We start from the raw sequence: 23,717 nt of genomic DNA, 5'->3' as shown, positions 1-23,717 counted from the left end.
CAAAAGCGATTTTTTGCCCCTTCCACAGCCGGCTCTAGAATTTCGATCGCAAATCACGCATGATGCATTTTGGTATTTCCAGGGACGGCTTCACGCCAGTTGGAATATCGGGAGGAACGGGACATGCCCATAGTGGTTGTACTCGTTTTGATCGTCGTGGGCTCAGTGTTGTTCCACTTCCTGAGCCCATGGTGGTGGACTCCGATTGCCTCGAACTGGGACTATATCGACAACACCATCATCATCACCTTTTGGATCACCGGCGTCGTCTTTGCCGCCGTGGTGTTGTTCATGGCCTATTGCGTCTTCCGCTTCCGTCATCGCGAGGGGAGCCGGGCGGCCTACGAACCTGAGAACAAGCGGCTCGAATGGTGGCTGACGATCGTCACCGGAGTGGGTGTCACCGCCATGCTGGTTCCCGGGCTGTTCGTCTGGAGCCGGTTCGTCAACGTTCCAAGCGACGCAACCGAGGTCGAAGTCATCGGCCAGCAATGGCAGTGGAGTTACCGCTTGCCCGGCAAGGACGGCAAGCTCGGCACATCCGACACCCGCGACGTTACAGCTGAAAACCCGCTTGGCGTCATCGCCAAGGATCCCAACGGCCAGGACGACGTCGTGGTCGAAGCGGCCGACCTGCACCTGCCGGTCGGCAAGCCGGTCAAGATGCTGCTGCGCTCGATCGATGTGCTGCACGATTTCTACGTGCCGGAATTCCGCGCCAAGATGGACATGATACCGGGCTCGGTCACCTATTTCTGGTTCACCCCGACCAAGACCGGAACCTTCCAGGTCCTGTGCGCCGAATTGTGCGGCCAGGGCCATCCGATGATGCATGGCATCGTCATGGTCGACACCCAGGAAGATTATGTGGCCTGGCTCGACCAGCAGCAGACCTTCGCGCAATTGTCGGGGTCGCAGCAGACGGGCTCGGCGGAACAGGCGCCGGGCAACGCGACGGTGTCAGCTCTAGAAATTGCGGCAAAACTCGAAACTGTCGGGTCCCGCTGAAAGGGCACGGAGTGCTCCTATGGTCGATGTCACGCCTGCAGATGCCGTACCGCCCGCCGAAGTCGCGGAAATGGAACTCTACCATCCGCACAGCTGGTGGACGAAGTACGTCTTCTCGCAGGACGCCAAGGTCATCGCCATCCAGTATTCGGCGACCGCAACGGCCATCGGCCTGGTCGCGCTGGTGCTGTCCTGGCTGATGCGGCTGCAGCTCGGCTTCCCCGGCACGTTCGACTTCATCACGCCGGAAGCCTACTACCAGTTCATCACCATGCACGGCATGATCATGGTGATTTACCTGCTCACGGCACTCTTCCTTGGCGGCTTCGGCAACTACCTGATCCCGCTGATGGTCGGCGCCCGCGACATGGTCTTCCCCTATGTCAACATGCTGAGCTACTGGATCTATCTGCTCGCCGTGCTGGTTCTGGTGACGAGCTTCTTTGCGCCCGGCGGACCGACCGGTGCCGGCTGGACGCTCTACCCGCCGCAGGCCATCATGACCGGCACACCTGGCGGCCAGGAATGGGGCATCATTCTGATGCTCGTATCGCTGATCCTGTTCATCATCGGCTTCACCATGGGCGGCCTGAACTATGTCGTGACGGTGCTGCAGGGTCGCACGCGCGGCATGACGCTGATGCGCCTGCCGCTGACCGTCTGGGGCATCTTCACCGCCACCGTCATGGCGCTGCTCGCCTTCCCGGCGCTGTTCGTCGCCTGTGTGATGATGCTGCTTGACCGTGCGCTCGGCACCTCCTTCTTCATGCCTGCAGTCGTCGAGATGGGCGAACAGCTGCAGCACAATGGCGGCAGCCCGATCCTGTTCCAGCATCTGTTCTGGTTCTTCGGCCACCCCGAAGTCTACATCGTGGCGCTGCCGGCCTTCGGCATCGTCTCCGATCTGATCAGCACGCACGCGCGAAAGAACATTTTTGGCTACCGGATGATGGTCTGGGCCATCGTCGGCATCGGCGCGCTGAGCTTCGTGGTCTGGGCGCACCACATGTATGTCAGCGGCATGCACCCCTATTTCGGCTTTTTCTTCGCCACCACGACCTTGATCATCGCCATCCCGACCGCAATCAAGGTCTACAACTGGGTGCTGACGCTGTGGCGCGGCGACATCCATCTCACCATACCGATGCTTTTTGCCATGGCTTTCATCGTCACCTTCGTCAATGGCGGACTGACCGGGCTGTTTCTCGGCAATGTCGTCGTCGACGTCCCGCTGTCAGATACGATGTTCGTCGTCGCCCACTTCCATATGGTCATGGGTGTTGCCCCGATCGTCGTTATCTTCGGCGCCATCTACCACTGGTACCCGAAGGTCACCGGCCGGATGCTCAACGAGACGCTCGGCCGGTTCCATTTCTGGGTCACCTTCCTCGGCGCCTACCTGATCTTCTTTCCCATGCACTATATCGGCCTGATGGGCGTGCCGCGGCGCTACGCCGAGATGACCGATGTGACGGTCATGACGGAGTCGGCGCATCACCTGAACTCGTTCATCAGCATCATGGCGTTCATCGTCGGCTTTGCCCAGATCGTGTTCCTGTTCAACCTGATCTGGAGCATCCGCCATGGCCGCGAGGCGGGCGGCAATCCGTGGCGGGCGACGACACTCGAATGGCAGACGCCGCAGACACCGCCGGCGCATGGCAATTTCGGCAAGGAGCTGCCGATCGTCTATCGCTGGGCCTATGACTACAGCGTGCCGGGCGCCAAGGAGGACTTCATTCCGCAAAACATGCCGGGCACGTTCGGCCCCTCCAGGGAGCCGGCATGAGCGTCATCCTGGTCTTCCTGCTCGTGATCTTCGGGTTTGCCGGCTGGTGGCTCTCGCATCAGCGGCTGATGTCGAAACCATGGCTCGAGCAAGGTGTGGTGGAAGATTTTGTCCCCTTCGACGGGTCGAGCCTGCCGACGGCCAAGATCGGCCTTGGCGTTTTTCTCGCTGTCGTCGGCTGTCTGTTCGCGCTGTTCACCAGCGCCTACTTCATGCGCATGGCGCTGTCGGACTGGCAGCCCATGCCGGTTCCGCGCCTGCTCTGGCTCAACACCGGCATGCTGATCCTGAGCAGCATCGCGCTGCAGTGCGCCTCGGTGGCAGTGCGCAAGCGCCAGATCGACACGGTCAGGCTCGGCCTTGCCGCGGCCGGGCTCACCGCGCTCGCCTTCCTCGTCGGGCAGCTCCTGGCATGGCGGGACCTGACCGCCGACGGTTATTTTCTGGCCTCCAATCCGGCCAACAGTTTTTTCTATCTGATTACCGGGATGCACGGCCTGCATATAATCGGCGGGCTGGTGGGCCTGGGCAGGACAACCGCCGGCGCCTGGAACGGCGCACGGCCGGAACGGCTTCGCCTCAGCGTCGAACTGTGCGCCATGTACTGGCATTTCCTGTTGTTCATCTGGCTCGCCATCTTCGCTCTTCTGGCCGGCTGGGCCGCGACGTTCATCGACATTTGCCGGCAGTTACTGACCTAGGAGGTCCGGGAGCATGGCTGAGACGACCCTGACGCAAATCGGCCAGACGGAACAGCGGCCGGCGGGATTGCATGGCATTGCCGCCGACTGGGCCTCCGACCAGCGGGCGTTCAAGAACGTGTCCTGGGGCAAGGCCATGATGTGGATCTTCCTGCTCAGCGACACCTTCATCTTCGGCTGCTTCCTGCTGTCCTACATGACCGCGCGCATCTCCACGCGCGTGCCGTGGCCGAACCCGAGCGAGGTCTTTGCGCTTCGTATCGGCGGTTCGGACATTCCATTGATCCTTATCGCCATCATGACCTTCGTGCTGATCTCGAGCAGCGGAACGATGGCCATGGCCGTCAATTTCGGCTATCGCCGCGACCGCCGCAAAACGGCAATCCTGATGCTGCTGACCGCAGCGCTCGGCGCGACCTTCGTCGGCATGCAAGCCTTTGAATGGACCAAGCTGATCACCGAAGGGGTACGGCCCTGGGGCAATCCCTGGGGCGCGGCACAATTCGGTTCGTCATTCTTCATGATCACCGGCTTCCACGGCACGCATGTCACGATCGGGGTTATCTTCCTCATCATCGTGGCGCGAAAGGTCTGGCGTGGGGACTACGACGTCGGACGTCCCGGCTTCTTCACCAGCCGCAGGGGTCGCTACGAGAACGTCGAAATCATGGGGCTCTACTGGCATTTCGTCGATCTGGTCTGGGTGTTCATTTTCGCATTCTTCTATCTTTGGTGAGAGGCTGACATGGCTGAAGCAACCGCAAACGGCATGGGGCAACCCGCACTGCACGCTGGTCATGCGCATGATGCCGCAGCGACCGGCGTCGCCCATGCTGAGGTCCATCAGGAACACCCGATCAAGCTCTATCTGGTGGTCTGGGCGTGGCTATTCATCCTCAGCGCCTGCTCCTACATGGTCGATTATCTCGGCATTCAGGGCTATCTCAGGTGGTCTCTGATCCTGATCTTCATGATGCTCAAGGCGGGGCTGATCGTCGCCGTATTCATGCACATGGCCTGGGAGCGGCTGGCGCTGACCTATGCGATCATCCTGCCGCCGGTTCTGATACTGGTGTTCGTGGTGATGATGCTCTTCGAAGCGGACTACACGCTTTTCACCCGGATATCGTTTTTCGGCGCCGGACCCTGACACGCAATCCGGATTCGGCCGGCAATATCCACGGCCGGAAATTGCCGATACCGCTTGCCTGTCGGCGGCCTTGAAACGATCGGCCGCTGCCGCATTTCTCCTGGTACCGGGAACGACAGGAGGAACGTGATTGCCCTCGTTTCCGCATGCGTCGCGAACTCAAGCAAGAGGGACGCCAAAAATGACCATCGCAAACAGACTGAAGGACTTTATCGACGGCAAGGGAATTCTCTATGAAACCGTCGCGCACCATCGCACATCCACCAGCAGGCAGTCGGCAATCGCCGCGCATGTGCCCGGCAGCATCATGGCCAAGTCGGTGGTCGTTCACCACGAACTTGGCTATGCGCTGGCTGTAGTTCCAAGCACGCACAGGATCGAGCTCGGCAGGTTGCAGGACGTCATGGACAGACGCCTTGGCCTCGCCTCCGAAGATGAGGTGGTTTCCCTCTTCGGCGATTGCGACATCGGCGCCGTCCCGCCGATCGGTGCGGCCTACGATGTGCCGGTGATTCTCGACGAAAGCCTCGCCGACGCCACCGACATCTATTTCGAGGGCGGCGACCACAGGACGCTGGTGCATGTAAGCGGCAAGGACTTCCGCAACCTGACGAGGGATGCACGCCAGGCCCGCTTCAGCCACGCTGCCTACTGAAGCTGACCCTGTCGCGCCGGAGCCCTCGCCGACGCGACAAAGGCTGGAACGTCCTCAGTTCGCCGGCCTGGTGGAGGCGGGCGGTTCCACGACCTTGCGGTAGACATGCCAGGTGGCGTGACCCAGGATCGGCAGCACGACCGCCAGCCCCGCAAACACCGGCAGCGAGCCGATGATCAGAGCGACGGCGACAATCAGGCCCCAGACAGCCATGGTGATCGGGTTCGCCAGCACCGCTCGCACCGAGGTGTGGATGGCTTCGTAGGCGCCGACGTCGCGGTCGAGCAACAATGGGAATGCGACGACCGTCGTGCACAACACCACCACGGCGAAGACGAAGCCGATGGCGTGCCCCATGATAATCAGTGTCCAACCGCGTCCGGTGGCAAATATCTCATTGATGAAGCCGGATATCGAGTCTGGCGGAGCCGGGCCGAAGAGATATTGGTAAAACACCTGCGCTGTCAGAAGCCAGGCGATGAAGATGGCAACCAGCATGATCCCGACCGCAGCGATGGCCGGCAGGGCCGGAGAATTCCTGACCTCGAAAGCGTGCTTCCAGGAGGTGTCGAGCCCGTTTTCTCGCCTGCGGCTGATCTCATAGAGGCCGATCGCCGCGAATGGACCGATCAGCGCAAAGCCGGATACCAGCGGAAACAACAACGGCAACGCATTGGCGCCCGAAGTCCAGGCAGCAAGCACCACACCGACAAGCGGATAGATCAGGCCGAGAAAAACAATGTGCGACGGCTTGACCATGAAATCGTCAAGGCCGCGCTTGAGCGCGTCGAAGAGATCGGAAACACCGATCTTTCGAATTTTGGTGTGCTCCAGCGTTTCGCTGGCGCCTGCAATCACGTGAAAACTTGTCATGCACGTTCCTCCAGACCAGGTCCGGTAAGGTCGCGATTTCACGGTGCTGCCGTTCTGCATGACTGGCCACGCAAACCGCGACCTGCACCGAAATCAACATACTCCATTGCCTGGAGCTTGTCGCCCTTTTGTCACACAGGCACGCAAGGTCATGCGCTGGCTCTTGCGGCCCTTCCTCGATATCCTCTCCAATCGAAGGTGCAGGTCATGGACGGAAAAACCATTCCGCTGCTCGGCCTTGGCGCCGTTGCTCTGCTGGTCCTGGCATTCTTTGCTCTGCCAGCGTGAGCCGACCCGGATGTGCAACGTTTTCGGTGCAGCGATCACGAACCTGGCGTGTCGACCCGGTCAACCTCCGGCTGACATGAACGCGCGCATAGCGATGGTGTCGGCAAGCAGCATGGCAAAGATCGCGAAAAGATAGAAAATCGAATAGGCAAACAGCGCCTTTGCCGGCTTCATCTCATTGTCGGGGCTGACCAGAGCCTTCCAAGCGTACCAGATGAAACCCACGCCCAATGCGGCCGAAACAATCCCATAGAACCCGCTGGTGAATCCGAACGCCCAGGGCAGCACGCCGGTTGGTGCCAGGACCAGTGAATAGGCGAAAATCTGCCTTCTGGTCGAGGCCTGGCCGGCCACGTTCGGCATCATCGGGATGCCGGCGGCGGCGTAGTCCCCGGCCTTGAACAGCGCGAGCGCCCAGAAATGCGGCGGCGTCCACAGGAAAATGATCAGGAACAGAGTGAGGCTTTCAATGCCGATGGCGCCAGTGGCCGCCGCCCAGCCAATCATCGGAGGAAGGGCACCCGCCGCGCCGCCGATGACGATGTTCTGCGGCGTCGAGCGCTTCAGCCACATCGTATAGATGACGACGTAGAAAAAGATGGTGAAGGCCAGCAACGACGCGGCAAGCCAGTCCACCAGCACGCCGAGCGTCATGACCGAAAACGCGGAAAGCACCAGGCCGAAGCCGAGAGCTTCGCCGGGCGTGACGCGGCCTGATGGAACCGGCCGCCTTGATGTGCGCGACATCAGCGCGTCGATATCCGCGTCGTACCACATGTTGAGCGCCCCGGCCGCTCCCGCACCAACCGCAATGGCGGCTATTGCGACCACGGCGACGACCGGGTTCATCGCCCCGGGCGCCACCATCAGACCGACGAAAGCGGTAAAGATCGCAAGCGCCATGACCCGCGGCTTCAACAGTGCAAAGAAATCACCGGCCGTCGCTTCCGAAATGCGGACGCCGGTTTCCTTGAAGCTTTCCTTGACCGACATTTGAGACGACCATCAATGGAAAACGGGCAGCCTGGCCGACCGAAGAGCCAGGCTATTGGGAAAATTGCTTCAGATAGGCAATGACGTTGGCGACGTCTTCGTCCTTCTTGAGGCCGGGAAACGCCATCTTCGTCCCTTTGATCATGGCCTTGGGATCGTGAAGGTACGTGGTCAGCGTCGGTTCATCCCATTTGACGCCGGATGCGCCGGCGGCGATCATGGCTTCTGAATATTTGAAATCCGGATGCGTGCCGGCCGTCCGGCCGATAACGCCGTGCAGCGACGGACCGATCTTGTTCGTGTCCTGGTCTGCGACGTGGCAGACCTTGCATTTGGTGAAGACCTTCTCGCCCGCCGCAGCATCCTGTGCCCGCGATGGATTGGCGATGAACGTTGCAACAGACATGACAGCGAAAAACGCAACCAAGCGCATGGCATTTCCTCCCTGGTCGTCAAATTTGCCCGAGACAATCTTCGCATGCCGATACCGTCAGCATGCGCGTTGCACGACAGAACGGATTCTCCGCTTCTCCCCCAAATGGAATTGCGGCACCTGTGTACCACAGAATCCGGGCGGCAGGTAGAACAGGTCGACCGTACAAAGATTTAGGTGGTGTGCGGTGGCTCGAGGCACACAACGAAAAAGGCCGCCTCAAGGGCGGCCTTTTCCAATCTTGTCTCGAGATGCTTATTCGGCGTCCTTGGCGGCCTTCTTCTTCGGCGCTGCCTTCTTCTTGGGTTCTTCCGCGTCGTCGGCCTTTTCAGCCCTGTCGGCCTTCTTGGCAGCGGCCTTCTTCGCCGGCTTGGCCTTGGCGGTGTCGTCTTCCTCGTCGTCGGCCATCAGCTCTTCCTTGCTGACCTTGACGTCGGTGACCGAGATCTGGCCGAGCAGGTGGTCGACGACCTTCTCCTCGAACATCGGCGCGCGCAGCGTGTTCAGCGCTTCCGGATTGCTGCGGTAGAACTCGAAGGCTTCCTGCTGCTGGTTGGCCGGGTAGCGGCGCACCTGCTCGAACAGGCCGCGCTGCAGTTCCTCGTCCGAAACAGTGACGCCGGCCTTCTCGCCGATCTCGGCGAGAACCAGGCCAAGGCGCACGCGGCGCTCGGCAAGGCGCAGATATTCGGCGCGTGCCTCTTCTTCCGTCGTCTCTTCATCAGTGAAGGTACGGCCGGCGGCTTCGAGATCGCGGTTGACCTGGGTCCAGATGTTGTTGAACTCGGCATCGACGAGCTTCGACGGCGCCTCGAACGAATAGGCCGCGTCCAGCTGGTCGAGCAGCTGGCGCTTGACCTTCTGGCGGGTCATCGAACCGAACTGGTTCTCGATCTGGCCGCGCACCACGTCGCGCAGGCGCTCCAGCGATTCCAGTCCGAGATTCTTGGCCATCTCGTCATTGATTTCCAGCGCGCCGGGCTTGGACACTTCCTTGACGGTGACGTCGAAGGTGGCTTCCTTGCCGGCGAGATGCGCTGCCTGGTAGTTTTCGGGGAACGTCACCGTGACCTGCTTCTCGTCGCCGGCCTTGGACCCGATCAGCTGGTCCTCGAAGCCGGGGATGAATTCCTTGGAACCCAGAACCAGCGGCTGGTCGGTGCCGGCGCCGCCGGCAAAGGCCTCGCCGTCGATCTTGCCGACATAGTCGATCGAAACGCGGTCGCCTTCGGCGGCCTTGCCGGTCTTCGGTTCGAAGCTGCGTGCCGATTCGGCAACGCGCTGGACCTGCTCGTCGATCTCTGAGTCCGGCACTTCGAACACCTGGCGCGTCACCTTGATGTCGGAGAAATCTTTGATCTCGATCGCCGGGATGATCTCGTAGTTGAGGCGGAATTCGAAGTCGGCGCCGCCGGCCAGGATCTTCTCTGCCTCTTTCTCGTCCTCGGTCATGATCACTTCGGGCTGCATGGCGGCCTTTTCGCCGCGGCCGGTGATGATCGAGCGGGTCGAATCGTTGAGGATCTCGTTGACCACTTCGGCCATGAACGACTTGCCGTAGACCTTGCGCAGGTGCTGGACCGGCACTTTGCCGGGACGGAAGCCGTTGATGCGGACCTTGTTGCGGGCGTCGGACAGCCGCGCCATCAGCTTGGCTTCCATGTCACCGGCCGGCACGGTGATCTTGATCTCGCGCTTGAGACCGGAGTTGAGCGTTTCGGTGACCTGCATCGTAAAACCTTTATCTTCACCAAAGAGACTGCCACGGCCTTCTGCCGTTCACAGCCTGCCGGTACAATCTTGCCGGGAATGGCTTTTGGTACGGAACCTGGCGATTTGACCGAAATTACGGCTCAAATTCTTCCAAACTGCGTTCCAAGATGTGAATAAGTTCTTGTTTTTCCTACTTCTTATCACATTCTGCAGAAGCGGATCGGCGCGTCCCGTCACATTTGACACGCCTTTTGTCACAGGCGAGGCTAATTTTCAACCATCTTCGCGTTGCAGCGAATGACCGCCCCAACGGTCGACATTTTCGCCCCGACATTGACAGAATGATGGCTACATGGGATTGCCGGCCAACGCGGGTATGGCGGAATTGGTAGACGCACCAGATTTAGGTTCTGGCGAGAGATCGTGGGGGTTCGAGTCCCTCTACCCGCACCATAGACTGAGCAAGCGCCGGCTCGCCAAATGAAAAACCCCTACGACTACGCACAAGCTCACAAGCATAGCTCCAGCCACAGAGCAGAGCTGGAGAGCAGTGACGTCTGCGGATGCTTCTTTTGCCTATCGATCTTTTCTCCGTCTCAAATTCAGGAATGGGTCGATGAAGACGAAAACGGAGTTGGCACGACGGCACTATGCCCCAAATGTGGAATCGATTCCGTATTGGGAGCCAGTTCCGGCTACCCAATATCAGCTGGCTTCCTCCAGATCATGAAGACACACTGGTTTTGGTGATTGGCCTAGGCTGCGAACACCTGCTTGGTGAACCACTCCGCCAGCTTGGCCAGTTCGGGCCCCAGCACCCGGTCGGCATCGACCGGCGGCACGATCTTTCTTATGTCCGCCACGAACGCCTGCAGCGCCGGCGGCGCCTCACGTTCAGTCACGTACAGCGCCTGCGAGGCGATCATCGCCAGCATGGCCATTGCGGCGTCGAGGCAGCGGCCGGCGGTCGCTTCCTTGGTCCAGGCGAAGAATGCTGTGGTGGCGACATCGTCCTGGCCGGCGCCTGCCGATTCGGTTCCCGGAATGAAGGTGCGCTGCGCCGCGAGCTTTGCCTGTTCGAGATAGCCGGTGATCGCCATCGGCACATAGCCGACATTGCCGTGGCCGTCGCTGTCGGCCCAGTGCCGCCCGGTCATCAACAGGTCAGGCAGCAATGACACCTTGCCGTTCAGCAGCTTGGAAGCGTGGCGGTCGCAGAGCAGGCAGAGATCGGCCCAGATCGCCGCGAGATCGTCGAGCGCCGGCGTCGCCATGGCATTATGATAGCCGCCGGTGGAGATGCAGCGTCCCAGCGGATGCGCGTCGTCGGGCGGGATATAGACGGGATTGTCCGAGATCGAGGCCAGCGAGACAGTCGCCGCATGCTCGGCGCCTGCCAAAGCCCGATGCGCGTGGCCGAGCACGCGCGGCACGATGCGATAGCTGACCGGCGCCTGATAGTTGCGCCGCCCATCGCCGGCGCCAACCAGAAACTGCCGCAACCCGCGCAAGGCTGCCGCCTCATGTTCGTCGCCCCAGAGCCCATCGAGCGCGGCATCATAATGCTCGAGCGGGGCGCGAAACGCCTCGATCGACAGCGCAAACACCTTGTGCGCCATCGCAACGCGGCGACGCGCCGCCAGCGCTGCGTCGGCCACCAGGGCGGCCGCGCAAGGCGAACCGTTGATCAGCGAACCCCGCTCTTTCACTTCGAGCTCCAGGCCAGCGGTAAGCGCGGCAAACAGCGGATAGAGCGCCAGGATCTCGCCGGCGCCGCCTTGCCCCTGCGACGGCACCACCGGCATCGGGCCGCCATCCAGCATCGCCGCGACGGCCTGCGCAATGCGCGGCGTGGTGGCGGCATTGCCTTCGATGAAATTCGTCAGCCGGGCCAGCACGATTGCCCTGACGACGCGGTCCGGAAGCGGCTCGCCAAAGGAGGTGGCGGCGGCAAAGGCCTTGATGCGCGCATGGCGGTCGCGCTCGTCACGTTCGAGCTTGCGGCTCGCCAGCTCGCCCATGGCGGTGGTGACGCCATAGATGACCGGTGGCGGATCGGATTCGATGAGTTTCAGGAACGAGGCGCGGCATTCGGCAATGCGTTGCAAGGCCTTGTCGCTGATTTCGACCGTGTCGTTTTTCCAGGCGACGCGCAAAACCGCATCGAGATCGATGTCTTCGCGCGTTGTCAGCGTGGTGGTCATGGTTCTTCGCCCATCTGGTTTGCATGCGGGCGAAGCGATCGTTTTTACCGAAATCCATGCCCTGGGTATGTCTTCTAATAGAGCGGTTCCTCGAACATTGTCTTGTCGCCGTCCATCAGCGCCTTGATCTGCGCCTCGCCATTGGCGGCGAGCGCGACGCGCACCCCGAATGGCCGCACCCGCATGTCGTTCTGGATCGCCATGCCCTCGCCTTCCGGCAGGTAAAAGCGGTCGATGCCGTATTGCGGCGTGATCGTTGACTCGGGATCAAGCGTCCAGCCCGGCGCGACCTGGCCGACAATATCGGCTTCGTCGGCCGCCGGCGGCGTCGGCGCCTTGCCGAACCAGGCAGTGGTCGCATGCCAATAGCCATCGGAGCCCAGCTTCAGCCGGACCACGATCGGCGTATTCTCGCTGGTGGTCTGGCCGGGCGGAATGTTGGCGATCAGCTTTACCGGCAAGCGCGATATCTCGTAGCCGAGGATAATATAGTCGCCGCGCAAAAGATCGCGCGGATCGACCGGCTCGATTTTCAGCAAGACCTCCTTGCCGTTGCGCAGGATTGCCGCACGACCGGCGATGATCCAGCTGAGGAAGCCGATCTGCACCAGCGCCAGGAGCAGCGCCGAGATGACAAGTCTCTTTCCCGATATCATGCTGCTGCTCCTTCCGGGGCCTTCATGCGTTTTTCCACGCGGATGATGACAAGGGCCAGGATGCCGAACAGCACCGCCGCGGCCAGGAAGAAGCCGGCCGTGTCGAGCATCGACTGCAGCGTCACCACGTAGATGATGGCGAGTTCGAAGGCAAAGCCGGCATAGGCGACCCAGCGCAGACCCCTGCTCTCGCGCCCGCCGAGCATGATCGCCGCGACAATGCCGGCCAGCGCCACGACCGAGGCGATGGCAAAGCCGCTATTGAAGGCGCTGTGATCGCCCAGTTCGAACTGGATCATCGCCAGGCCGGTGAGAAAGCCGATCAAGGCGTGCAAGGGCAGCCGGCCGCCAAGCTGCAATATCCGGTCGACCGGTTCGGCAGCGAAGATTGCCGCAGCAAACAGCAACGCCGACACCACGACCAGCGGGATGGCCAGCAGCAGCGTGTTGTGGTCCATGCCGCGCACCGCGACATAGAAGATGACCGAGAGAATGATCAGGTGCCGGGCCGCCTGGCTGCGCGTCCAGAACGAGACGACGAACAGCGCCAGCGCCATGATGACGAAGAAATTCGGGAATTCGGTGCGGTTGTAATAATCGAACTCGCGCACGAACAGCCAGGCAACGGCGATACCAACGGCGGCGACCGTTAACGGGTTAGAGCGCAACGCCACCGCGGCAAGCGCCGTGCCGACGCCCCAGGTGACGACGGCCGAGGCCTCGTCGCCCGACAGATGGTACATCTGGCCGATCAGCGCGATCGATCCGCCGAAGGCCGCGGCCGCCACGATCCACAGCGCCTCGCCGATCGCCGTCTGGTCGCGCGTCTTCAGCACCGCGCCGCCGACATAGCCGGCGAGAATGACGGCAAACAGTGCCGCGACCCGCACCAGCCGCGGGATGGCGTCCCAGTTGGAAGCGACGAACAGCAGGATCGCGGCACCGAACAGCAGCGCCGCCATCATCGCCAGGATGGTGCCGAAGCTCAGCGATTTGCGTTCGTTTGCCTCGATGTCGCGCGTCAGCGCATCGGCCGTCTTCGCGTCGATCAGGCCGGCCTGCAGCCAACGCCCGATATCCAACCTCACCCGTGACGAATAGCTCGCCATGCCGCGTCTCCCCCAGTTTGGTCTTTCTGACAGCCGATCGGGTCAAATTATTGACGCTACGGCATTTTCCGATTCGGGTTTCTTTATGTCGAACCAGTGAACGGACGTTAATGTTGCATTGCACAATTTGCATTGCTGCCATGCGTCAATGGCACTTTTAAATCGATATAGGTCCACCTATTTTCTGTTCGTACACAAACGGAATGATCCGAAGAAAGACGAAACGAGTACTACCATGAACCTGATCCGCAACTACCGCAACTGGCGCCGCTACCGGGACACCGTCTCCGAGCTGAGCCGCCTGTCGAACCGTGAACTGACCGACCTCGGCATCAGCCGCAGCGACATCCACTACGTCGCCCGCAAGGCGGTCTAATCCTCTTCGGGCCGCAAATGGTCCGAACCAGTTTTGAAAAAGAGAACGACAATGAACCTGATCCGCAACTATCGTAACTGGCGCGTTTATCGCGACACCGTTACCGAGCTGGGTCGCCTTTCGAACCGTCAGCTCCATGATCTCGGCATCGTCCGCGACGAGATCAAGATCGTCGCCCGCAAGGCGACCTTCTAACGGCAAGAATTTCGCCAGGGTCGACCTCCTCCCCGACCCTGACGGATACGGCCAACCCTTACCTCCTCCCGAGGGTTGACCACCAAAACGGCGCCCGCCGCACCTCCTCCCGCGGCGGGCGTTGTTTCCGGAAGCGAACGCAGTTCGTCTTCCAAGGGTTTCGCCCCCTTCACGAAGCGAACGCAGTTCGTCTTCAAGCGAAAAGAATTTCGTCAAAGCCGACCTCCTCCCCGGCTATGACGAATACGGCCGATCCCCTCCTCCTCCCGAGGATCGGCCCCCAAAACGACACCCGCCGGATCCTCCCCCGGCGGGTGTTGTCGTTTTGGAGGCAGGGCTTTCAGCCGAGCATGCGGTCGACCACGGTGCTTATGCCGCCATCAGAGCGTCGCCGCGGACAGACTGGATAAGAAAGTCGAGCACCGTGGTCACCCGAAGCGGCATGTTCTTGCGGGATGGGTAGACGACATTGATCGGCAGCCGCGTCGGCGGGAAATCGGGCATCAGCTTGACCAGCCTGCCGGCTTCGATGTCCGGCCCGGCCAGGATATGGGACAGTACCCCAAGCCCAGCCCCGGCCAGCGTTGCCCGATGAACCGCCATTGAATTGTTGGCGACCAGGCGGGGCTCAACGCGCACGACCATTTCATCCGATCCATTGGAGAACGACCATGACCGGCCATCGCCGGCTCGGCTGTAGCAAATGCAGCTGTGGCCGCTGATGTCTTGCGGCGCTTGCGGTATACCCCGTGTCTTTAGATAGCTGGGTGAGGCCACGAGAAAGGCCGTCGTCCAGCCGATCCGGCGGCAGATCRGGCTGCTGTCACCGACCGGCCCGAGGCGCACCTCGAGATCGATGGCATCGGCGACCAGATCCGAGGCTTCCTCCCGCAAGATCAGTTCGACGGCAAGGGATGGATGATCGTCCAGAAGCCTTGCGAGGCGGTCGCTAATGGAGAGCCCGAGCGGCGCCGGCAGGCTGAGCCGCACTTTTCCGGACACGGTTGCACCTTCGGCGCCGCTCGCCTCGCTCAACGCTTCGACCGCTTCCACCACGCGCAGCGCCATCGGCAGCATCTGTTCACCCTCGGCCGTCAGGGCAAGCGCGCTGGTCGTGCGATGCAGAAGGCGCGTCTTCAGGTGCGCTTCCAGCGCGGAGACCTGCCGGGATACCGCCGGCTGCGTCAGATTGAGGTCGATCGCGGCCGCGGAGAAGGACCTTGTCTGCGCGACCCGCAGGAACGTTCGCAACGCCGATACGAGGTCCATCCTCATCCCCATTACATTTTGACATAAGCCTTATGTCCGCATCCTAGGCGGCAGGCGCTTTACTGTCCAGCTATTATGGATATGAATTGTCCTTAAGGACATAAAATATCCTCAAAACCCCAAGGACCAGCTATGACACAGCGCCTGAACGCCGCACAGCAATCGCCCGAGCTGTTCAAGAAACTTTCCGACCTCAGCATGGCCGAGGCGCATAGCGCGATCGAGGAGACGATCCGGGACCTGGTCCACATCCGGGCATCGCAGATCAATGGCTGCGCCTTCTGCCTCGACATGCATGTCAAGGAAGCCAATATCCACGGCGAGAGCGAGTTGCGGCTCTACCACGTCGCCGTCTGGCGGGAATCGACCCTGTTCATTCCGCGGGAACGCGCCGCCCTCGCCTGGACGGAGGCCGTCACCAAGCTGCCCGAAGGCGGCATCCCCGACGATCTGTATGAGCGTGTGCGCGGTCAGCTTTCGGAAAAGGAAATCTCCGACCTGACCTTCTCGATCATGGCCATCAATGCCTGGAACCGCGTCAGTGTCGCCTTCAAGGCGGTGCCCGGTTCCGCCGACAAGTTCTACGGCCTGGACAAGGCCGGCCTGAACTAACCTGTTCCCAAGAGCAACCCATCAATCGAAGCGCGACAGCGCGGCCGCAAACGGAGAGCATCATGAAAATCGTCATCATCGGCGGCACCGGTCTCATCGGTTCCAAGACCACTGAGCGCCTGCGCAAGCAGGGCCACGAGGTGATCGCCGCCGCCCCGAACACCGGCGTCAACACCATCACCGGCGAAGGCCTGAAGGAGGCGCTCACCGGCGCCGAGGTCGTGATCGATCTGGCCAACTCGCCTTCGTTCGAAGACAAGGCCGCCATGGATTTCTTTACGATTTCTGGCCGCAACCTGCTCGCAGCGGGCAAGGCTGCCGGGGTCAAACACCATATCGCGCTCTCGGTTGTCGGAACCGAACGCCTGCAGGACTGCGGCTATTTCCGCGCCAAGCTCGTCCAGGAACAGCTGATCAAGGCGTCCGGCATTCCCTACACCATCGTTCATTCCACGCAGTTCATGGAATTCCTCGCCGGCATCGCCAAGTCCGGCACGATCGGCGAAGCCGTGCATCTGTCGCCGGCCTATGTGCAGCCCATCGCATCCGACGACGTCGCCGACGCCATGGCCGGTGTCGCGCTCGCCGCGCCGATCAACGGCATGATCGAGATCTCCGGTCCGGAGCGCGTGCGAATGAGCGAGCTCGTCACCCGCTACCTCAAGGCTCTCGGCGATCCCCGCGAGGTCGTGGCCGATCCGGAGGCGCTCTACTTCGGTGCGCGGCTAAACGACAACTCGCTCGTCTCCGACAACAATCCCCGCCTTGGCCACATCACCTTCGAGCAGTGGTTTCCCACCGCGGCGCGGAAATGACCGTCAGGCTGCGCCTGAGCCTACGCGCAGCGCATTACGCAACACAAGAAAAGGAGTTTCGAAATGATCAAGTCAATCGCCGCGGCCGTCATCGTGACGGCAGCCCTGGCCAACCCGGTCGGAGCCAAGGATGCTCACGCCGGCGAGAAAGCCGCCAAAGTCACCCTTGTCTATGAACATGAACTGCCGAATGTGCCGGGCAAGAGCATCAAGGGCATACTGGTCGAATATGATCCCGGTGGCGTCTCCGAGGCCCACACCCATCCGAGCTCGGCCTTCATCTACGCGACGGTTCTGGAAGGCTCCATCCGCAGCCAGGTCAACGACGATCCGGCCAAGGTATACAAAGCCGGCGAGAGCTTTTCGGAAATGCCGGGCGACCGCCACAGCGTGAGCGAGAACGGCTCCAAGACCAAGCCCGCAAAGCTGCTGGCAGTGTTCGTGGTCGATACCGCCCAGAAAGAATTGACCTATCCGGTCACGAAGTAGGCCGAAAGGGCCGGACGCCGTCCTGGCGCCCGGCCCTGCCTGTGAGCCGTATCCTATCGGGGACCCATGTTCGGCGATCATCACTTCCTTGCCCTTGTCGTGATCAATCTTCTGGGGCTGGCCGGCATTGTCGTCTGGTATTTCCAGGGCCGTGGGCGTCCGATGGCACGCCTGATCGTCCAGATCCTGTTCTTCGCCGGCATGACCGCGGTGCTCTGGCTGAGCGGTATCCTGCCGCATTGGGTGGCTGAGACAGATTTCCAAGGCGCGTATCTGGCAAAGTCGGCGCGCATCCTCTGGTGGATACACCTTGCCTGGACGCTTATCGGCTTTGTGCGCCTCTATATTGTCGTGGAACACCGGCCGCGAGAAGCGCGCCTGCTCCAGGAGCTGGTCGTCGCGGTCATCTATCTCGGCGTGGCGTTGTCGATAACGGGTTTCGTCTTCGGCGTTCCGGTCGCAACACTGGCGGCAACGTCGGGCGCGGTTGCGATCATTGTCGGACTTGCGCTGCAGAACACGCTGGGTGACGTCTTTTCCGGCGTCGCGCTGACGCTGGGGCGTCCCTACACGCTCGGTGACTGGATCATGCTGAACGACGGCACGGAAGGACGCATCGTCGAAACAACCTGGCGCTCCACCCACCTGCTTACCGGTGCCAACAACATCGTCGTCCTGCCCAACAGCGTGCTGGCGAAACTCAGCCTGACCAATCTAAGCCGTCCCGACGAGAGGCAGTTGATGACACTGACCGTGCGGATTGCGGCGACGCACGCGCCGCACATCATCGAGGAGGCCATGCACGCGGCTCTCCAGAAATGCCAACGGATCGTTAGGGAGCCAGCACCGCTCGTCGCGCTGAAGGACATCGATGCAGTCGCAATCGGGATGGATCTGTTCTTTTGCGTGGCCGGTCCGGCCGACCGGTTGCTGGCGAGGAATGAGGTGATCGATACTGTCCATCGGCATTGCGAGGCGAACGGTCTTTCCCTGGCAATGTCGCCGCAGAGTTATGCCGTCGTATTGCCGGCGACGGCTGACCAGCCGCCAGCGAGGGTCATGCGCTCATCCGGCGCGCTCTAGCACCCATTCAAAACTGTTCTTCCAAAGCTCCGCCGGAATCTCCTGCGCCAGCGCTTCGGTGAGGTCGGAAAGCCGGACGCTGCGCAATTTTGCCCGCCAGGCCTCATCGGCTTCCCACATGATGCGAGACACTGCGCAAGGGCCGCTTTCGCAATAGCCCAGCGGACGGCACGGATTGTTTTCGCGGATGTTTGTGCACACAAACGTCCGCGACTTGCCCTCCACCGCTTCCACGATCTCGAGGAAAGTCAGCTCGGCCGGCGGTCGTGCCAGCCGGTACCCGCCCGACGGACCGAGCGTGGTATCCACCAGGCCCGCTTGCGACAGGCTTTGCAGCGCCTTGGACAGATACTCCTTGGGAAGGCCGTGGAATTCGGCGAGCGCTTTTGTGGAGAGATAGCGCCCCGCAGGCAGGCCCGCGAGAATGGCGCAGCAGTGCAGCGCCCATTCGACTTGGCTTTTCAGGATCATCAATTAATTCCGGGTCGATACCGCTCGATGTTATATTAAGGATATGAAATATCCCTATTTTACTGCTGTGTAAACAGACGGCCTTGCGGAGTGGTTACGGGACGGCAACGGCTCACCTCGCAGCCGGCCAATTGCAAACAGCGCGGCAAGCGATTATTCCGGCGCTCATGAGCAAAAATCCAATCCACATCATCGGCGGCGGCCTCGCCGGCTCCGAAGCCGCCTGGCAGGCGGCACAAGCCGGTGTTCCCGTCATTCTGCATGAAATGCGTCCGGTGCGCGGCACCGATGCGCACAAGACCGATGGGCTGGCGGAACTCGTCTGTTCCAACTCTTTCCGCTCCGACGACGCCGAAAACAACGCAGTCGGCCTGCTGCATGCCGAAATGCGGCTGGCCGGCTCGCTGATCATGAGCGCCGGCGACGCCAACCAGGTGCCGGCCGGCGGCGCGCTCGCGGTCGACCGCGACGGCTTCTCCGACGCGGTGACGAAAAAGCTCGAAGCGCACCCGCTGATATCAATCGAGCGCGAGGAAGTGCCGGGCCTGCCGCCTGCGGAATGGGACCAGGCGATCATCGCCACCGGACCGCTGACCGCACCTTCGCTCGCCCAGTCGATCGCCGAGGCGACCGGCGCCGATGCGCTGGCCTTCTTCGACGCCATTGCCCCGATCATCCATTTCGACACGATCGACATGGATACCTGCTGGTTCCAGTCGCGCTACGACAAGGTCGGCCCCGGCGGCACCGGCAAGGACTACATCAACTGCCCGATGGACAAGGACCAGTATCTCACCTTCGTGCAGGCGTTGGTCGACGGCCAGAAAACCGAATTCAAACAATGGGAAGGCACGCCCTATTTCGACGGCTGCCTGCCGATCGAGATCATGGCCGAGCGCGGCGTCGAGACGTTGCGCTACGGTCCGATGAAGCCGATGGGTCTGACCAATGCCCACAATCCGACGGTCAAGGCCTATGCCGTAGTGCAGCTGCGCCAGGACAATGCGCTGGGCACGCTCTACAACATGGTCGGTTTCCAGACCAAGCTGAAGCATGCCGAGCAGGTGCGCGTGTTCCGCACCATTCCAGGCCTGGAAAACGCCGACTTCGCGCGCCTCGGCGGCCTGCACCGCAACACCTACATCAATTCGCCGACCTTGCTCGACGCGTCGCTGCAGCTGAAGTCGCGGCCCGGCCTGCGCTTTGCCGGCCAGATCACCGGCTGCGAGGGCTATGTCGAGAGCGCGGCCATCGGCCTGCTCGCCGGCCGCTTCGCCGCCGCCGATCGGCTCGGCCACGCCCCTTCACTGCCCCCGCTCACCACCGCTTTCGGCGCGCTGCTCAACCATATTACCGGCGGCCATATCGTCTCCGACGACGAGCCGGGCAAACGCTCCTTCCAGCCGATGAACGTCAATTTCGGCCTGTTCCCGCCGGTGGAAGCACCGAAAACCGAAGGCAAACGCCTGCGCGGCAAGGACAAGACAGTGGCCAAGCGCCACGCGATCACATCGCGCGCCCAGGCCGATTGCCGGGAGTGGCTAGGGTTGCCGGCGCGCGCCGAGGCAGCGGAGTAGTCTCTGGCCAAACTCTCCAGGATGCCGCAACTTTTTCCGCCGGGTCATCAGACAACCGGGGAACCATTTGCAGGCAACTACGAGATCATGTGGAGCATCTACGTCAGATGCAACAACCTGCAGAAGTTGCACAAGGTCCACATCCCTGCACTTGAGGCGCTTATCGGCCAGCCCCATGGAGGCAAGGGCTGGGTACTCGAAAACGAAGACTACAACGAGGACCGCGACCGAAGCTTGCAGAGGATCGTTGCCTTGCAGCGCTTAAACGGTCCGTACAACGACCGATTCCTCGTTGATTTCATGAAGGCGCTCTACTCGTTGTCGCCATACTGGACCATCCAAGCCCGCCTCGATCCGTCACATCCTCACGGCGTCTATGTAAACGCCCGATTTTCGCGAGAGACAGCCCCGGAGGCGCCGGCAGTTGTCGATGCGATGGTCGAATTGGAAGGCAATTTCACCGACGCCATGGGTGGCGAATCTGGACGCTACCTTGGAACGGGTCAACGTATTGACGGTGACCCAACAGCCGGCGGATCGTGATCTACTCCGCCGGTTCAGCCCCCGCCATCGGAAGCCCCGGCTTGCCCGCCTCGCCAGGATTTCTCCTGACATAAGCCGCCTTCAGCGTCTCCGAAGTCTCGCGCGAGCCATCGTGGCTCCAGCCCGGCGGCTTGATCAGATAGTTGAGCCGGTCGCGCATCGTCAGCCCCGGCGCGAAGGCATCCCGGAACATGCCGATCCATTCGTGGAACGCCACTTTCAGCGGATTGAAGGTGCCGAGATTCTTCACGATGCCGTAGCGCGGCTGGTCTTCCTCCAGTTCCGCGACGAAGGTGCCGAACATGCGGTCCCAGATGATCAGCGTGCCGGCATAGTTGGCGTCGAGATAGCGCGGATTGGTGGCGTGGTGGACGCGGTGATGCGAGGGCGTATTGAAGATGAATTCGAACCAGCCCCACATCTTGCCGATGGCTTCGGTGTGGATCCAGAACTGCCAGACCAGGTTGAAGCCGAAGGTGAAGGCGATGACAGCCGGATGGAAGCCGAGCAGCACCAAAGGCGCCTGCAGCACGAACATGAAGGTAAACAGCCCGGTCCAGCTTTGCCTGAGCGCCGTCGACAGATTGTAGTGCTGGCTGGAATGATGGTTGACGTGCTCGGCCCACACCCAGCGCACCCGGTGCGCGATGCGGTGATAGATGTAGTAGCGCAGGTCATCGAGCAGGAAGGCGGCCAGGAACACCCATACCGACAGGCCGAGATTGAAGAAGCGAAACTGCCAGAGCCACAGCAGCGCCCAGTAGGAAACCACGCCGAGCAGCAGGCCGGCAACGACATTGCCGGTGCCCATCATCAGGCTGGTCAGCGTATCGCGCGTCTCGAACGAGCCCTTGGCGCGGCCAGTGCGCACCAGCCAGAGCTCGATCAGGATGGCGGCGACGAAGAACGGGATGGCCAGCTGGGTGACCTGCGGGAAATTGTACTCGTCCATCACGCGGCCTCTTTGGCTGATATCGGATTGTGCGGGCCAAGCGCTGCCGCGACGGCCCTCGCATCAGCACTGTCGGCAAAGGCGAAGCGTCCGCCCCTCCAGGTGAAGTCGGCCAGTTTCAGCGAAAGCGCACCGGCTTCGTCGAGATTGAGGGCGCGGATGTCGTGCGGCGTGACGATGCGCGTCAAAAAGCAGTCGCCGACACTGTGGACGATGCCGCAGCGCCCTTGCCCAAGGTCGAGGAACGCCGTCCTGGCATCCGCTGTCAGGCGCACCGTCGCTACCTTCTCATCGGGAAAATCATCGGCGAGCCGGCTGAGCGCCTGATCGGCGCCGGCAAGCGTCGCAATTCTGCTGCCGCCGGTGAAGTGCACGGCCAGAACCGACAGCGCAATGCCGACAACGACGAGTGCGACCAGCACAGGCAGGCTCATGACCAGAAATCTCCTCCGGACCGGTCGCGTCTTGTGGCGACGATTTCGGGCCGACGAATCTCTAGCACGATTGACGTTTACGTCAAATGGCTGGCCAGCCCCGCATTGCGCGTCTGAGCAACAGCCAATGCCGGCGCAACGCCGAAAGCCGCACCGCTCCGGCGAGAGGCACATGGCGGCCACTCGCCATCTTGCCGAGATAGGCGCTGGTCAGGGCCAGTGGCAAAAATGCCGGTCGCAGCGTCTCCGGCAGGGCCGAAGCCCCTTGCTCGAAAGCGCCGAGATGCTCCTGCGCCAGCGCGATCATTGCAGCCACCGCTCGCTCAGCACCTGGTCCGCCATCGCCGCTGACGAACTCCTCCGGCGACGAGCCCGCTGCCGCCAGGATATCGGCGGGCACGAAGCATTGGCCGCGCCGGCGATGCAGCGGCAACAGCAGCAACAGGCCGGTCATTGCCTGCGCACAGCCGGCCCTGCCCGCCAGTTCGGCAAAGCGCGGCGCCTCGATGGGATCGAGCACCAGCGCCGCCAGCTGGATCAGCGCCGCCGCCGTCTCGCCGCAATAGCCTTCGAGATCGGTGCGCGACGGCATCGGATCGTCATAGAGGTCGAAGATGCGGGCTTCGAGCATGTTGTCGAAGGCAGCTTTCGGCAGCCCATGAGCGGAGATAGTCGCCTTCAACGCATCGGCGAGCGGGTTGCCCGTTGCCGCGCCCTCGGCGGCGATGACATCGCGCCACCATTGCAGCCTCACCTCGCCCGGCAATGCCTCATGGATGCGGTCGCGGACAGAGGCGATCTCGGCATTGAAGGCGTAAAGCGAAAGCAGCGCCTCGCGCTTGTCGGCGGGTGCATAAAGTGCGCTGACATAGCGATCATGGTCGCCGGCGCGCACCGCCTCCATGACGATGTTGGCGGTATCGGTCACGTCAGTCGACGGCGATCAGCGCTGCGGCCACGGCGCGGTCTTCGGCGAGCAGCACATTGTAGGTCCGCACCGCCGCCCCCGTCGACATCGGATCGGAGCCAATGCCAGCCGCCTTCAATGCCACCCGAAGTGCTGCCGGCAACGGCCGCAAATCCTTGCCGGTGCCGACCAGCAGGATCTCTACCTTGCCGGCTTCCGCCAGCAGCAGGTCGAAATCCGCCGCCGTCAGCGCCAGCGGATCGGCCGGCTCCCAGCCATGGATGCCCGAGGGCAGGCACAGCAGCGAGCCGCGGTGCGACATGTCGGCAAAGCGGAAGCCGCCATTGCCATAGGCCTCGATCGGCGCGCGGCCGGGGAAATGCGCCTCGCGGATGACGATGCCTTTTGCCACCGGGGTGGCC

At 61.8% G+C, this 23,717-nt stretch carries 27 protein-coding genes and 1 tRNA gene; 15 read left to right on the top strand and 13 right to left on the bottom strand.

What is annotated here, in order from left to right; genetic code table 11:
* Nucleotides 1-123 precede the first annotated feature (123 nt).
* The 6 genes from coxB (at nt 124) to AC1DYJ_RS12105 (ending at nt 5,303) form a co-directional block, all read left to right on the top strand.
* A complete protein-coding gene (gene coxB, locus AC1DYJ_RS12130; protein WP_477281053.1) occupies nt 124-1,008 on the top strand; it encodes a cytochrome c oxidase subunit II in 885 nt (294 codons plus the stop codon).
* A gap of 19 nt (nt 1,009-1,027) precedes the next feature.
* Nucleotides 1,028-2,797 carry a cytochrome c oxidase subunit I gene (ctaD, locus tag AC1DYJ_RS12125; RefSeq protein ID WP_477281051.1) on the top strand — a complete coding sequence of 590 codons (1,770 nt, stop codon included), beginning with the start codon at nt 1,028-1,030 and terminating at the stop codon, nt 2,795-2,797.
* Nucleotides 2,794-3,498, top strand: coding sequence for a cytochrome c oxidase subunit 3 (locus AC1DYJ_RS12120; RefSeq protein WP_477281049.1), 705 nt, complete (start codon nt 2,794-2,796; stop codon nt 3,496-3,498). The genes ctaD and AC1DYJ_RS12120 overlap by 4 nt, the downstream gene beginning before the upstream one ends.
* Before the next feature lie 13 nt (nt 3,499-3,511).
* The gene (locus AC1DYJ_RS12115) at nt 3,512-4,234 is read left to right on the top strand and encodes a heme-copper oxidase subunit III family protein (RefSeq protein ID WP_477281047.1); all 723 of its coding nucleotides are present in this window, start codon (nt 3,512-3,514) and stop codon (nt 4,232-4,234) included.
* 9 nt (nt 4,235-4,243) lie between these two features.
* On the top strand, nt 4,244-4,648 hold the full coding sequence (locus AC1DYJ_RS12110) for a cytochrome C oxidase subunit IV family protein (protein WP_477281045.1): 405 nt from the start codon (nt 4,244-4,246) through the stop codon (nt 4,646-4,648).
* 181 nt (nt 4,649-4,829) lie between these two features.
* The gene (locus AC1DYJ_RS12105) at nt 4,830-5,303 is read left to right on the top strand and encodes an aminoacyl-tRNA deacylase (RefSeq protein ID WP_477281043.1); all 474 of its coding nucleotides are present in this window, start codon (nt 4,830-4,832) and stop codon (nt 5,301-5,303) included.
* 54 nt (nt 5,304-5,357) lie between these two features.
* On the opposite strand, the gene AC1DYJ_RS12100 is transcribed toward AC1DYJ_RS12105, so the two are convergent.
* From AC1DYJ_RS12100 to tig, 4 genes are all read right to left on the bottom strand, one after another.
* On the bottom strand, nt 5,358-6,176 hold the full coding sequence (locus tag AC1DYJ_RS12100; RefSeq protein WP_477281041.1) for a DUF2189 domain-containing protein: 819 nt from the start codon (nt 6,174-6,176) through the stop codon (nt 5,358-5,360).
* Nucleotides 6,177-6,524: 348 nt separating this feature from the next.
* Nucleotides 6,525-7,457 (bottom strand): heme o synthase, encoded by a 933-nt coding sequence (cyoE, locus tag AC1DYJ_RS12095; protein ID WP_477281039.1) that lies wholly within the window; start codon nt 7,455-7,457, stop codon nt 6,525-6,527.
* A 52-nt stretch (nt 7,458-7,509) separates the two neighbouring features.
* On the bottom strand, nt 7,510-7,863 hold the full coding sequence (locus AC1DYJ_RS12090; RefSeq protein WP_477281736.1) for a c-type cytochrome: 354 nt from the start codon (nt 7,861-7,863) through the stop codon (nt 7,510-7,512).
* A 282-nt stretch (nt 7,864-8,145) separates the two neighbouring features.
* Nucleotides 8,146-9,621 (bottom strand): trigger factor, encoded by a 1,476-nt coding sequence (tig, locus tag AC1DYJ_RS12085; protein ID WP_477281037.1) that lies wholly within the window; start codon nt 9,619-9,621, stop codon nt 8,146-8,148.
* Nucleotides 9,622-9,973: 352 nt separating this feature from the next.
* Between tig and AC1DYJ_RS12080 the strand changes: the two genes are divergently transcribed.
* Nucleotides 9,974-10,056 (top strand) — tRNA-Leu (locus AC1DYJ_RS12080).
* Between the two features lie 302 nt (nt 10,057-10,358).
* Here AC1DYJ_RS12080 and AC1DYJ_RS12075 read toward each other — a convergent pair.
* The 3 genes from AC1DYJ_RS12075 to AC1DYJ_RS12065 form a co-directional block, all read right to left on the bottom strand.
* On the bottom strand, nt 10,359-11,807 hold the full coding sequence (locus AC1DYJ_RS12075; RefSeq protein ID WP_477281035.1) for an aromatic amino acid lyase: 1,449 nt from the start codon (nt 11,805-11,807) through the stop codon (nt 10,359-10,361).
* Nucleotides 11,808-11,881: 74 nt separating this feature from the next.
* A complete protein-coding gene (locus AC1DYJ_RS12070) occupies nt 11,882-12,463 on the bottom strand; it encodes a GDYXXLXY domain-containing protein (protein ID WP_477281033.1) in 582 nt (193 codons plus the stop codon).
* The gene (locus tag AC1DYJ_RS12065) at nt 12,460-13,572 is read right to left on the bottom strand and encodes a DUF2157 domain-containing protein (protein WP_477281031.1); all 1,113 of its coding nucleotides are present in this window, start codon (nt 13,570-13,572) and stop codon (nt 12,460-12,462) included. Before AC1DYJ_RS12065 ends, AC1DYJ_RS12070 begins: the two co-directional genes overlap by 4 nt.
* Before the next feature lie 235 nt (nt 13,573-13,807).
* Between AC1DYJ_RS12065 and AC1DYJ_RS12060 the strand changes: the two genes are divergently transcribed.
* Together AC1DYJ_RS12060 and AC1DYJ_RS12055 are read left to right on the top strand one after the other, a co-directional pair.
* The gene (locus AC1DYJ_RS12060; RefSeq protein WP_006335194.1) at nt 13,808-13,948 is read left to right on the top strand and encodes a DUF1127 domain-containing protein; all 141 of its coding nucleotides are present in this window, start codon (nt 13,808-13,810) and stop codon (nt 13,946-13,948) included.
* A gap of 51 nt (nt 13,949-13,999) precedes the next feature.
* The gene (locus AC1DYJ_RS12055; RefSeq protein ID WP_112564748.1) at nt 14,000-14,143 is read left to right on the top strand and encodes a DUF1127 domain-containing protein; all 144 of its coding nucleotides are present in this window, start codon (nt 14,000-14,002) and stop codon (nt 14,141-14,143) included.
* A 369-nt stretch (nt 14,144-14,512) separates the two neighbouring features.
* Here AC1DYJ_RS12055 and AC1DYJ_RS12050 read toward each other — a convergent pair whose 3' ends face one another.
* Entirely contained in the window at nt 14,513-15,412 is a 900-nt protein-coding gene (locus AC1DYJ_RS12050; protein WP_477426077.1) for a LysR family transcriptional regulator, read from the bottom strand.
* Between the two features lie 132 nt (nt 15,413-15,544).
* Here AC1DYJ_RS12050 and AC1DYJ_RS12045 point away from each other — a divergent pair, with 132 nt between their 5' ends.
* From AC1DYJ_RS12045 to AC1DYJ_RS12030, 4 genes are all read left to right on the top strand, one after another.
* Entirely contained in the window at nt 15,545-16,024 is a 480-nt protein-coding gene (locus AC1DYJ_RS12045; RefSeq protein WP_477281027.1) for a carboxymuconolactone decarboxylase family protein, read from the top strand.
* Nucleotides 16,025-16,086: 62 nt separating this feature from the next.
* Nucleotides 16,087-16,839, top strand: coding sequence for an SDR family oxidoreductase (locus AC1DYJ_RS12040; protein ID WP_477281025.1), 753 nt, complete (start codon nt 16,087-16,089; stop codon nt 16,837-16,839).
* Nucleotides 16,840-16,902: 63 nt separating this feature from the next.
* Nucleotides 16,903-17,328, top strand: coding sequence for a cupin domain-containing protein (locus AC1DYJ_RS12035; protein ID WP_477281023.1), 426 nt, complete (start codon nt 16,903-16,905; stop codon nt 17,326-17,328).
* Between the two features lie 66 nt (nt 17,329-17,394).
* Nucleotides 17,395-18,411 (top strand): mechanosensitive ion channel family protein, encoded by a 1,017-nt coding sequence (locus tag AC1DYJ_RS12030; RefSeq protein ID WP_477281021.1) that lies wholly within the window; start codon nt 17,395-17,397, stop codon nt 18,409-18,411.
* On the opposite strand, the gene AC1DYJ_RS12025 is transcribed toward AC1DYJ_RS12030, so the two are convergent.
* Nucleotides 18,394-18,882 (bottom strand): RrF2 family transcriptional regulator, encoded by a 489-nt coding sequence (locus tag AC1DYJ_RS12025; RefSeq protein ID WP_477281734.1) that lies wholly within the window; start codon nt 18,880-18,882, stop codon nt 18,394-18,396. The two genes, AC1DYJ_RS12030 and AC1DYJ_RS12025, sit on opposite strands and share 18 nt — an antisense overlap.
* Before the next feature lie 167 nt (nt 18,883-19,049).
* On the opposite strand from AC1DYJ_RS12025, the gene trmFO reads away from it, so the two are divergent.
* Entirely contained in the window at nt 19,050-20,459 is a 1,410-nt protein-coding gene (gene trmFO, locus AC1DYJ_RS12020) for a methylenetetrahydrofolate--tRNA-(uracil(54)-C(5))-methyltransferase (FADH(2)-oxidizing) TrmFO (protein ID WP_477426075.1), read from the top strand.
* Between the two features lie 87 nt (nt 20,460-20,546).
* Nucleotides 20,547-21,002, top strand: a complete 456-nt coding sequence (locus tag AC1DYJ_RS12015) for a hypothetical protein (protein ID WP_477281018.1) — start codon at nt 20,547-20,549, stop codon at nt 21,000-21,002.
* Nucleotide 21,003: 1 nt separating this feature from the next.
* Here the strand turns inward: AC1DYJ_RS12015 and AC1DYJ_RS12010 are convergent, their stop codons facing one another.
* The 4 genes from AC1DYJ_RS12010 to AC1DYJ_RS11995 all read right to left on the bottom strand — a co-directional run bounded on the left by AC1DYJ_RS12010 (nt 21,004) and on the right by AC1DYJ_RS11995 (nt 23,707).
* Nucleotides 21,004-21,954: a sterol desaturase family protein gene (locus AC1DYJ_RS12010; RefSeq protein ID WP_477281016.1), complete on the bottom strand. Its 951-nt coding sequence runs from the start codon at nt 21,952-21,954 to the stop codon at nt 21,004-21,006.
* Nucleotides 21,954-22,388: a hypothetical protein gene (locus AC1DYJ_RS12005; RefSeq protein WP_477281014.1), complete on the bottom strand. Its 435-nt coding sequence runs from the start codon at nt 22,386-22,388 to the stop codon at nt 21,954-21,956. The genes AC1DYJ_RS12010 and AC1DYJ_RS12005 overlap by 1 nt, the downstream gene beginning before the upstream one ends.
* A gap of 82 nt (nt 22,389-22,470) precedes the next feature.
* Complete coding sequence (locus tag AC1DYJ_RS12000; RefSeq protein ID WP_477281732.1) at nt 22,471-23,292, bottom strand: phytoene/squalene synthase family protein; 822 nt, start codon at nt 23,290-23,292, stop codon at nt 22,471-22,473.
* 25 nt (nt 23,293-23,317) lie between these two features.
* Nucleotides 23,318-23,707: an Mth938-like domain-containing protein gene (locus AC1DYJ_RS11995; protein ID WP_477281012.1), complete on the bottom strand. Its 390-nt coding sequence runs from the start codon at nt 23,705-23,707 to the stop codon at nt 23,318-23,320.
* Nucleotides 23,708-23,717: the final 10 nt, after the last annotated feature.

The sequence above is a fragment of the Mesorhizobium sp. P2_B11 genome (assembly GCF_056404855.1).
Note: the sequence above shows the minus strand (reverse complement) of the source record. Positions and strands in the feature narration are given on the sequence as shown.

Excerpts from the sequence above, each read along its gene's own strand:
- coxB (WP_477281053.1), top strand. The coding sequence starts at position 124 with ATGCCCATAGTGGTTGTACTCGTTTTGATCGTCGTGGGCTCAGTGTTG.
- ctaD (WP_477281051.1), top strand. The coding sequence starts at position 1,028 with ATGGTCGATGTCACGCCTGCAGATGCCGTACCGCCCGCCGAAGTCGCG.
- AC1DYJ_RS12120 (WP_477281049.1), top strand. The coding sequence starts at position 2,794 with ATGAGCGTCATCCTGGTCTTCCTGCTCGTGATCTTCGGGTTTGCCGGC.
- AC1DYJ_RS12115 (WP_477281047.1), top strand. The coding sequence starts at position 3,512 with ATGGCTGAGACGACCCTGACGCAAATCGGCCAGACGGAACAGCGGCCG.
- AC1DYJ_RS12110 (WP_477281045.1), top strand. The coding sequence starts at position 4,244 with ATGGCTGAAGCAACCGCAAACGGCATGGGGCAACCCGCACTGCACGCT.
- AC1DYJ_RS12105 (WP_477281043.1), top strand. The coding sequence starts at position 4,830 with ATGACCATCGCAAACAGACTGAAGGACTTTATCGACGGCAAGGGAATT.
- AC1DYJ_RS12100 (WP_477281041.1), bottom strand. The coding sequence starts at position 6,176 with ATGACAAGTTTTCACGTGATTGCAGGCGCCAGCGAAACGCTGGAGCAC.
- cyoE (WP_477281039.1), bottom strand. The coding sequence starts at position 7,457 with ATGTCGGTCAAGGAAAGCTTCAAGGAAACCGGCGTCCGCATTTCGGAA.
- AC1DYJ_RS12090 (WP_477281736.1), bottom strand. The coding sequence starts at position 7,863 with ATGTCTGTTGCAACGTTCATCGCCAATCCATCGCGGGCACAGGATGCT.
- tig (WP_477281037.1), bottom strand. The coding sequence starts at position 9,621 with ATGCAGGTCACCGAAACGCTCAACTCCGGTCTCAAGCGCGAGATCAAG.
- AC1DYJ_RS12075 (WP_477281035.1), bottom strand. The coding sequence starts at position 11,807 with ATGACCACCACGCTGACAACGCGCGAAGACATCGATCTCGATGCGGTT.
- AC1DYJ_RS12070 (WP_477281033.1), bottom strand. The coding sequence starts at position 12,463 with ATGATATCGGGAAAGAGACTTGTCATCTCGGCGCTGCTCCTGGCGCTG.
- AC1DYJ_RS12065 (WP_477281031.1), bottom strand. The coding sequence starts at position 13,572 with ATGGCGAGCTATTCGTCACGGGTGAGGTTGGATATCGGGCGTTGGCTG.
- AC1DYJ_RS12060 (WP_006335194.1), top strand. The coding sequence starts at position 13,808 with ATGAACCTGATCCGCAACTACCGCAACTGGCGCCGCTACCGGGACACC.
- AC1DYJ_RS12055 (WP_112564748.1), top strand. The coding sequence starts at position 14,000 with ATGAACCTGATCCGCAACTATCGTAACTGGCGCGTTTATCGCGACACC.
- AC1DYJ_RS12045 (WP_477281027.1), top strand. The coding sequence starts at position 15,545 with ATGACACAGCGCCTGAACGCCGCACAGCAATCGCCCGAGCTGTTCAAG.
- AC1DYJ_RS12040 (WP_477281025.1), top strand. The coding sequence starts at position 16,087 with ATGAAAATCGTCATCATCGGCGGCACCGGTCTCATCGGTTCCAAGACC.
- AC1DYJ_RS12035 (WP_477281023.1), top strand. The coding sequence starts at position 16,903 with ATGATCAAGTCAATCGCCGCGGCCGTCATCGTGACGGCAGCCCTGGCC.
- AC1DYJ_RS12030 (WP_477281021.1), top strand. The coding sequence starts at position 17,395 with ATGTTCGGCGATCATCACTTCCTTGCCCTTGTCGTGATCAATCTTCTG.
- AC1DYJ_RS12025 (WP_477281734.1), bottom strand. The coding sequence starts at position 18,882 with ATGATCCTGAAAAGCCAAGTCGAATGGGCGCTGCACTGCTGCGCCATT.
- trmFO (WP_477426075.1), top strand. The coding sequence starts at position 19,050 with ATGAGCAAAAATCCAATCCACATCATCGGCGGCGGCCTCGCCGGCTCC.
- AC1DYJ_RS12015 (WP_477281018.1), top strand. The coding sequence starts at position 20,547 with ATGTGGAGCATCTACGTCAGATGCAACAACCTGCAGAAGTTGCACAAG.
- AC1DYJ_RS12010 (WP_477281016.1), bottom strand. The coding sequence starts at position 21,954 with ATGGACGAGTACAATTTCCCGCAGGTCACCCAGCTGGCCATCCCGTTC.
- AC1DYJ_RS12005 (WP_477281014.1), bottom strand. The coding sequence starts at position 22,388 with ATGAGCCTGCCTGTGCTGGTCGCACTCGTCGTTGTCGGCATTGCGCTG.
- AC1DYJ_RS12000 (WP_477281732.1), bottom strand. The coding sequence starts at position 23,292 with ATGGAGGCGGTGCGCGCCGGCGACCATGATCGCTATGTCAGCGCACTT.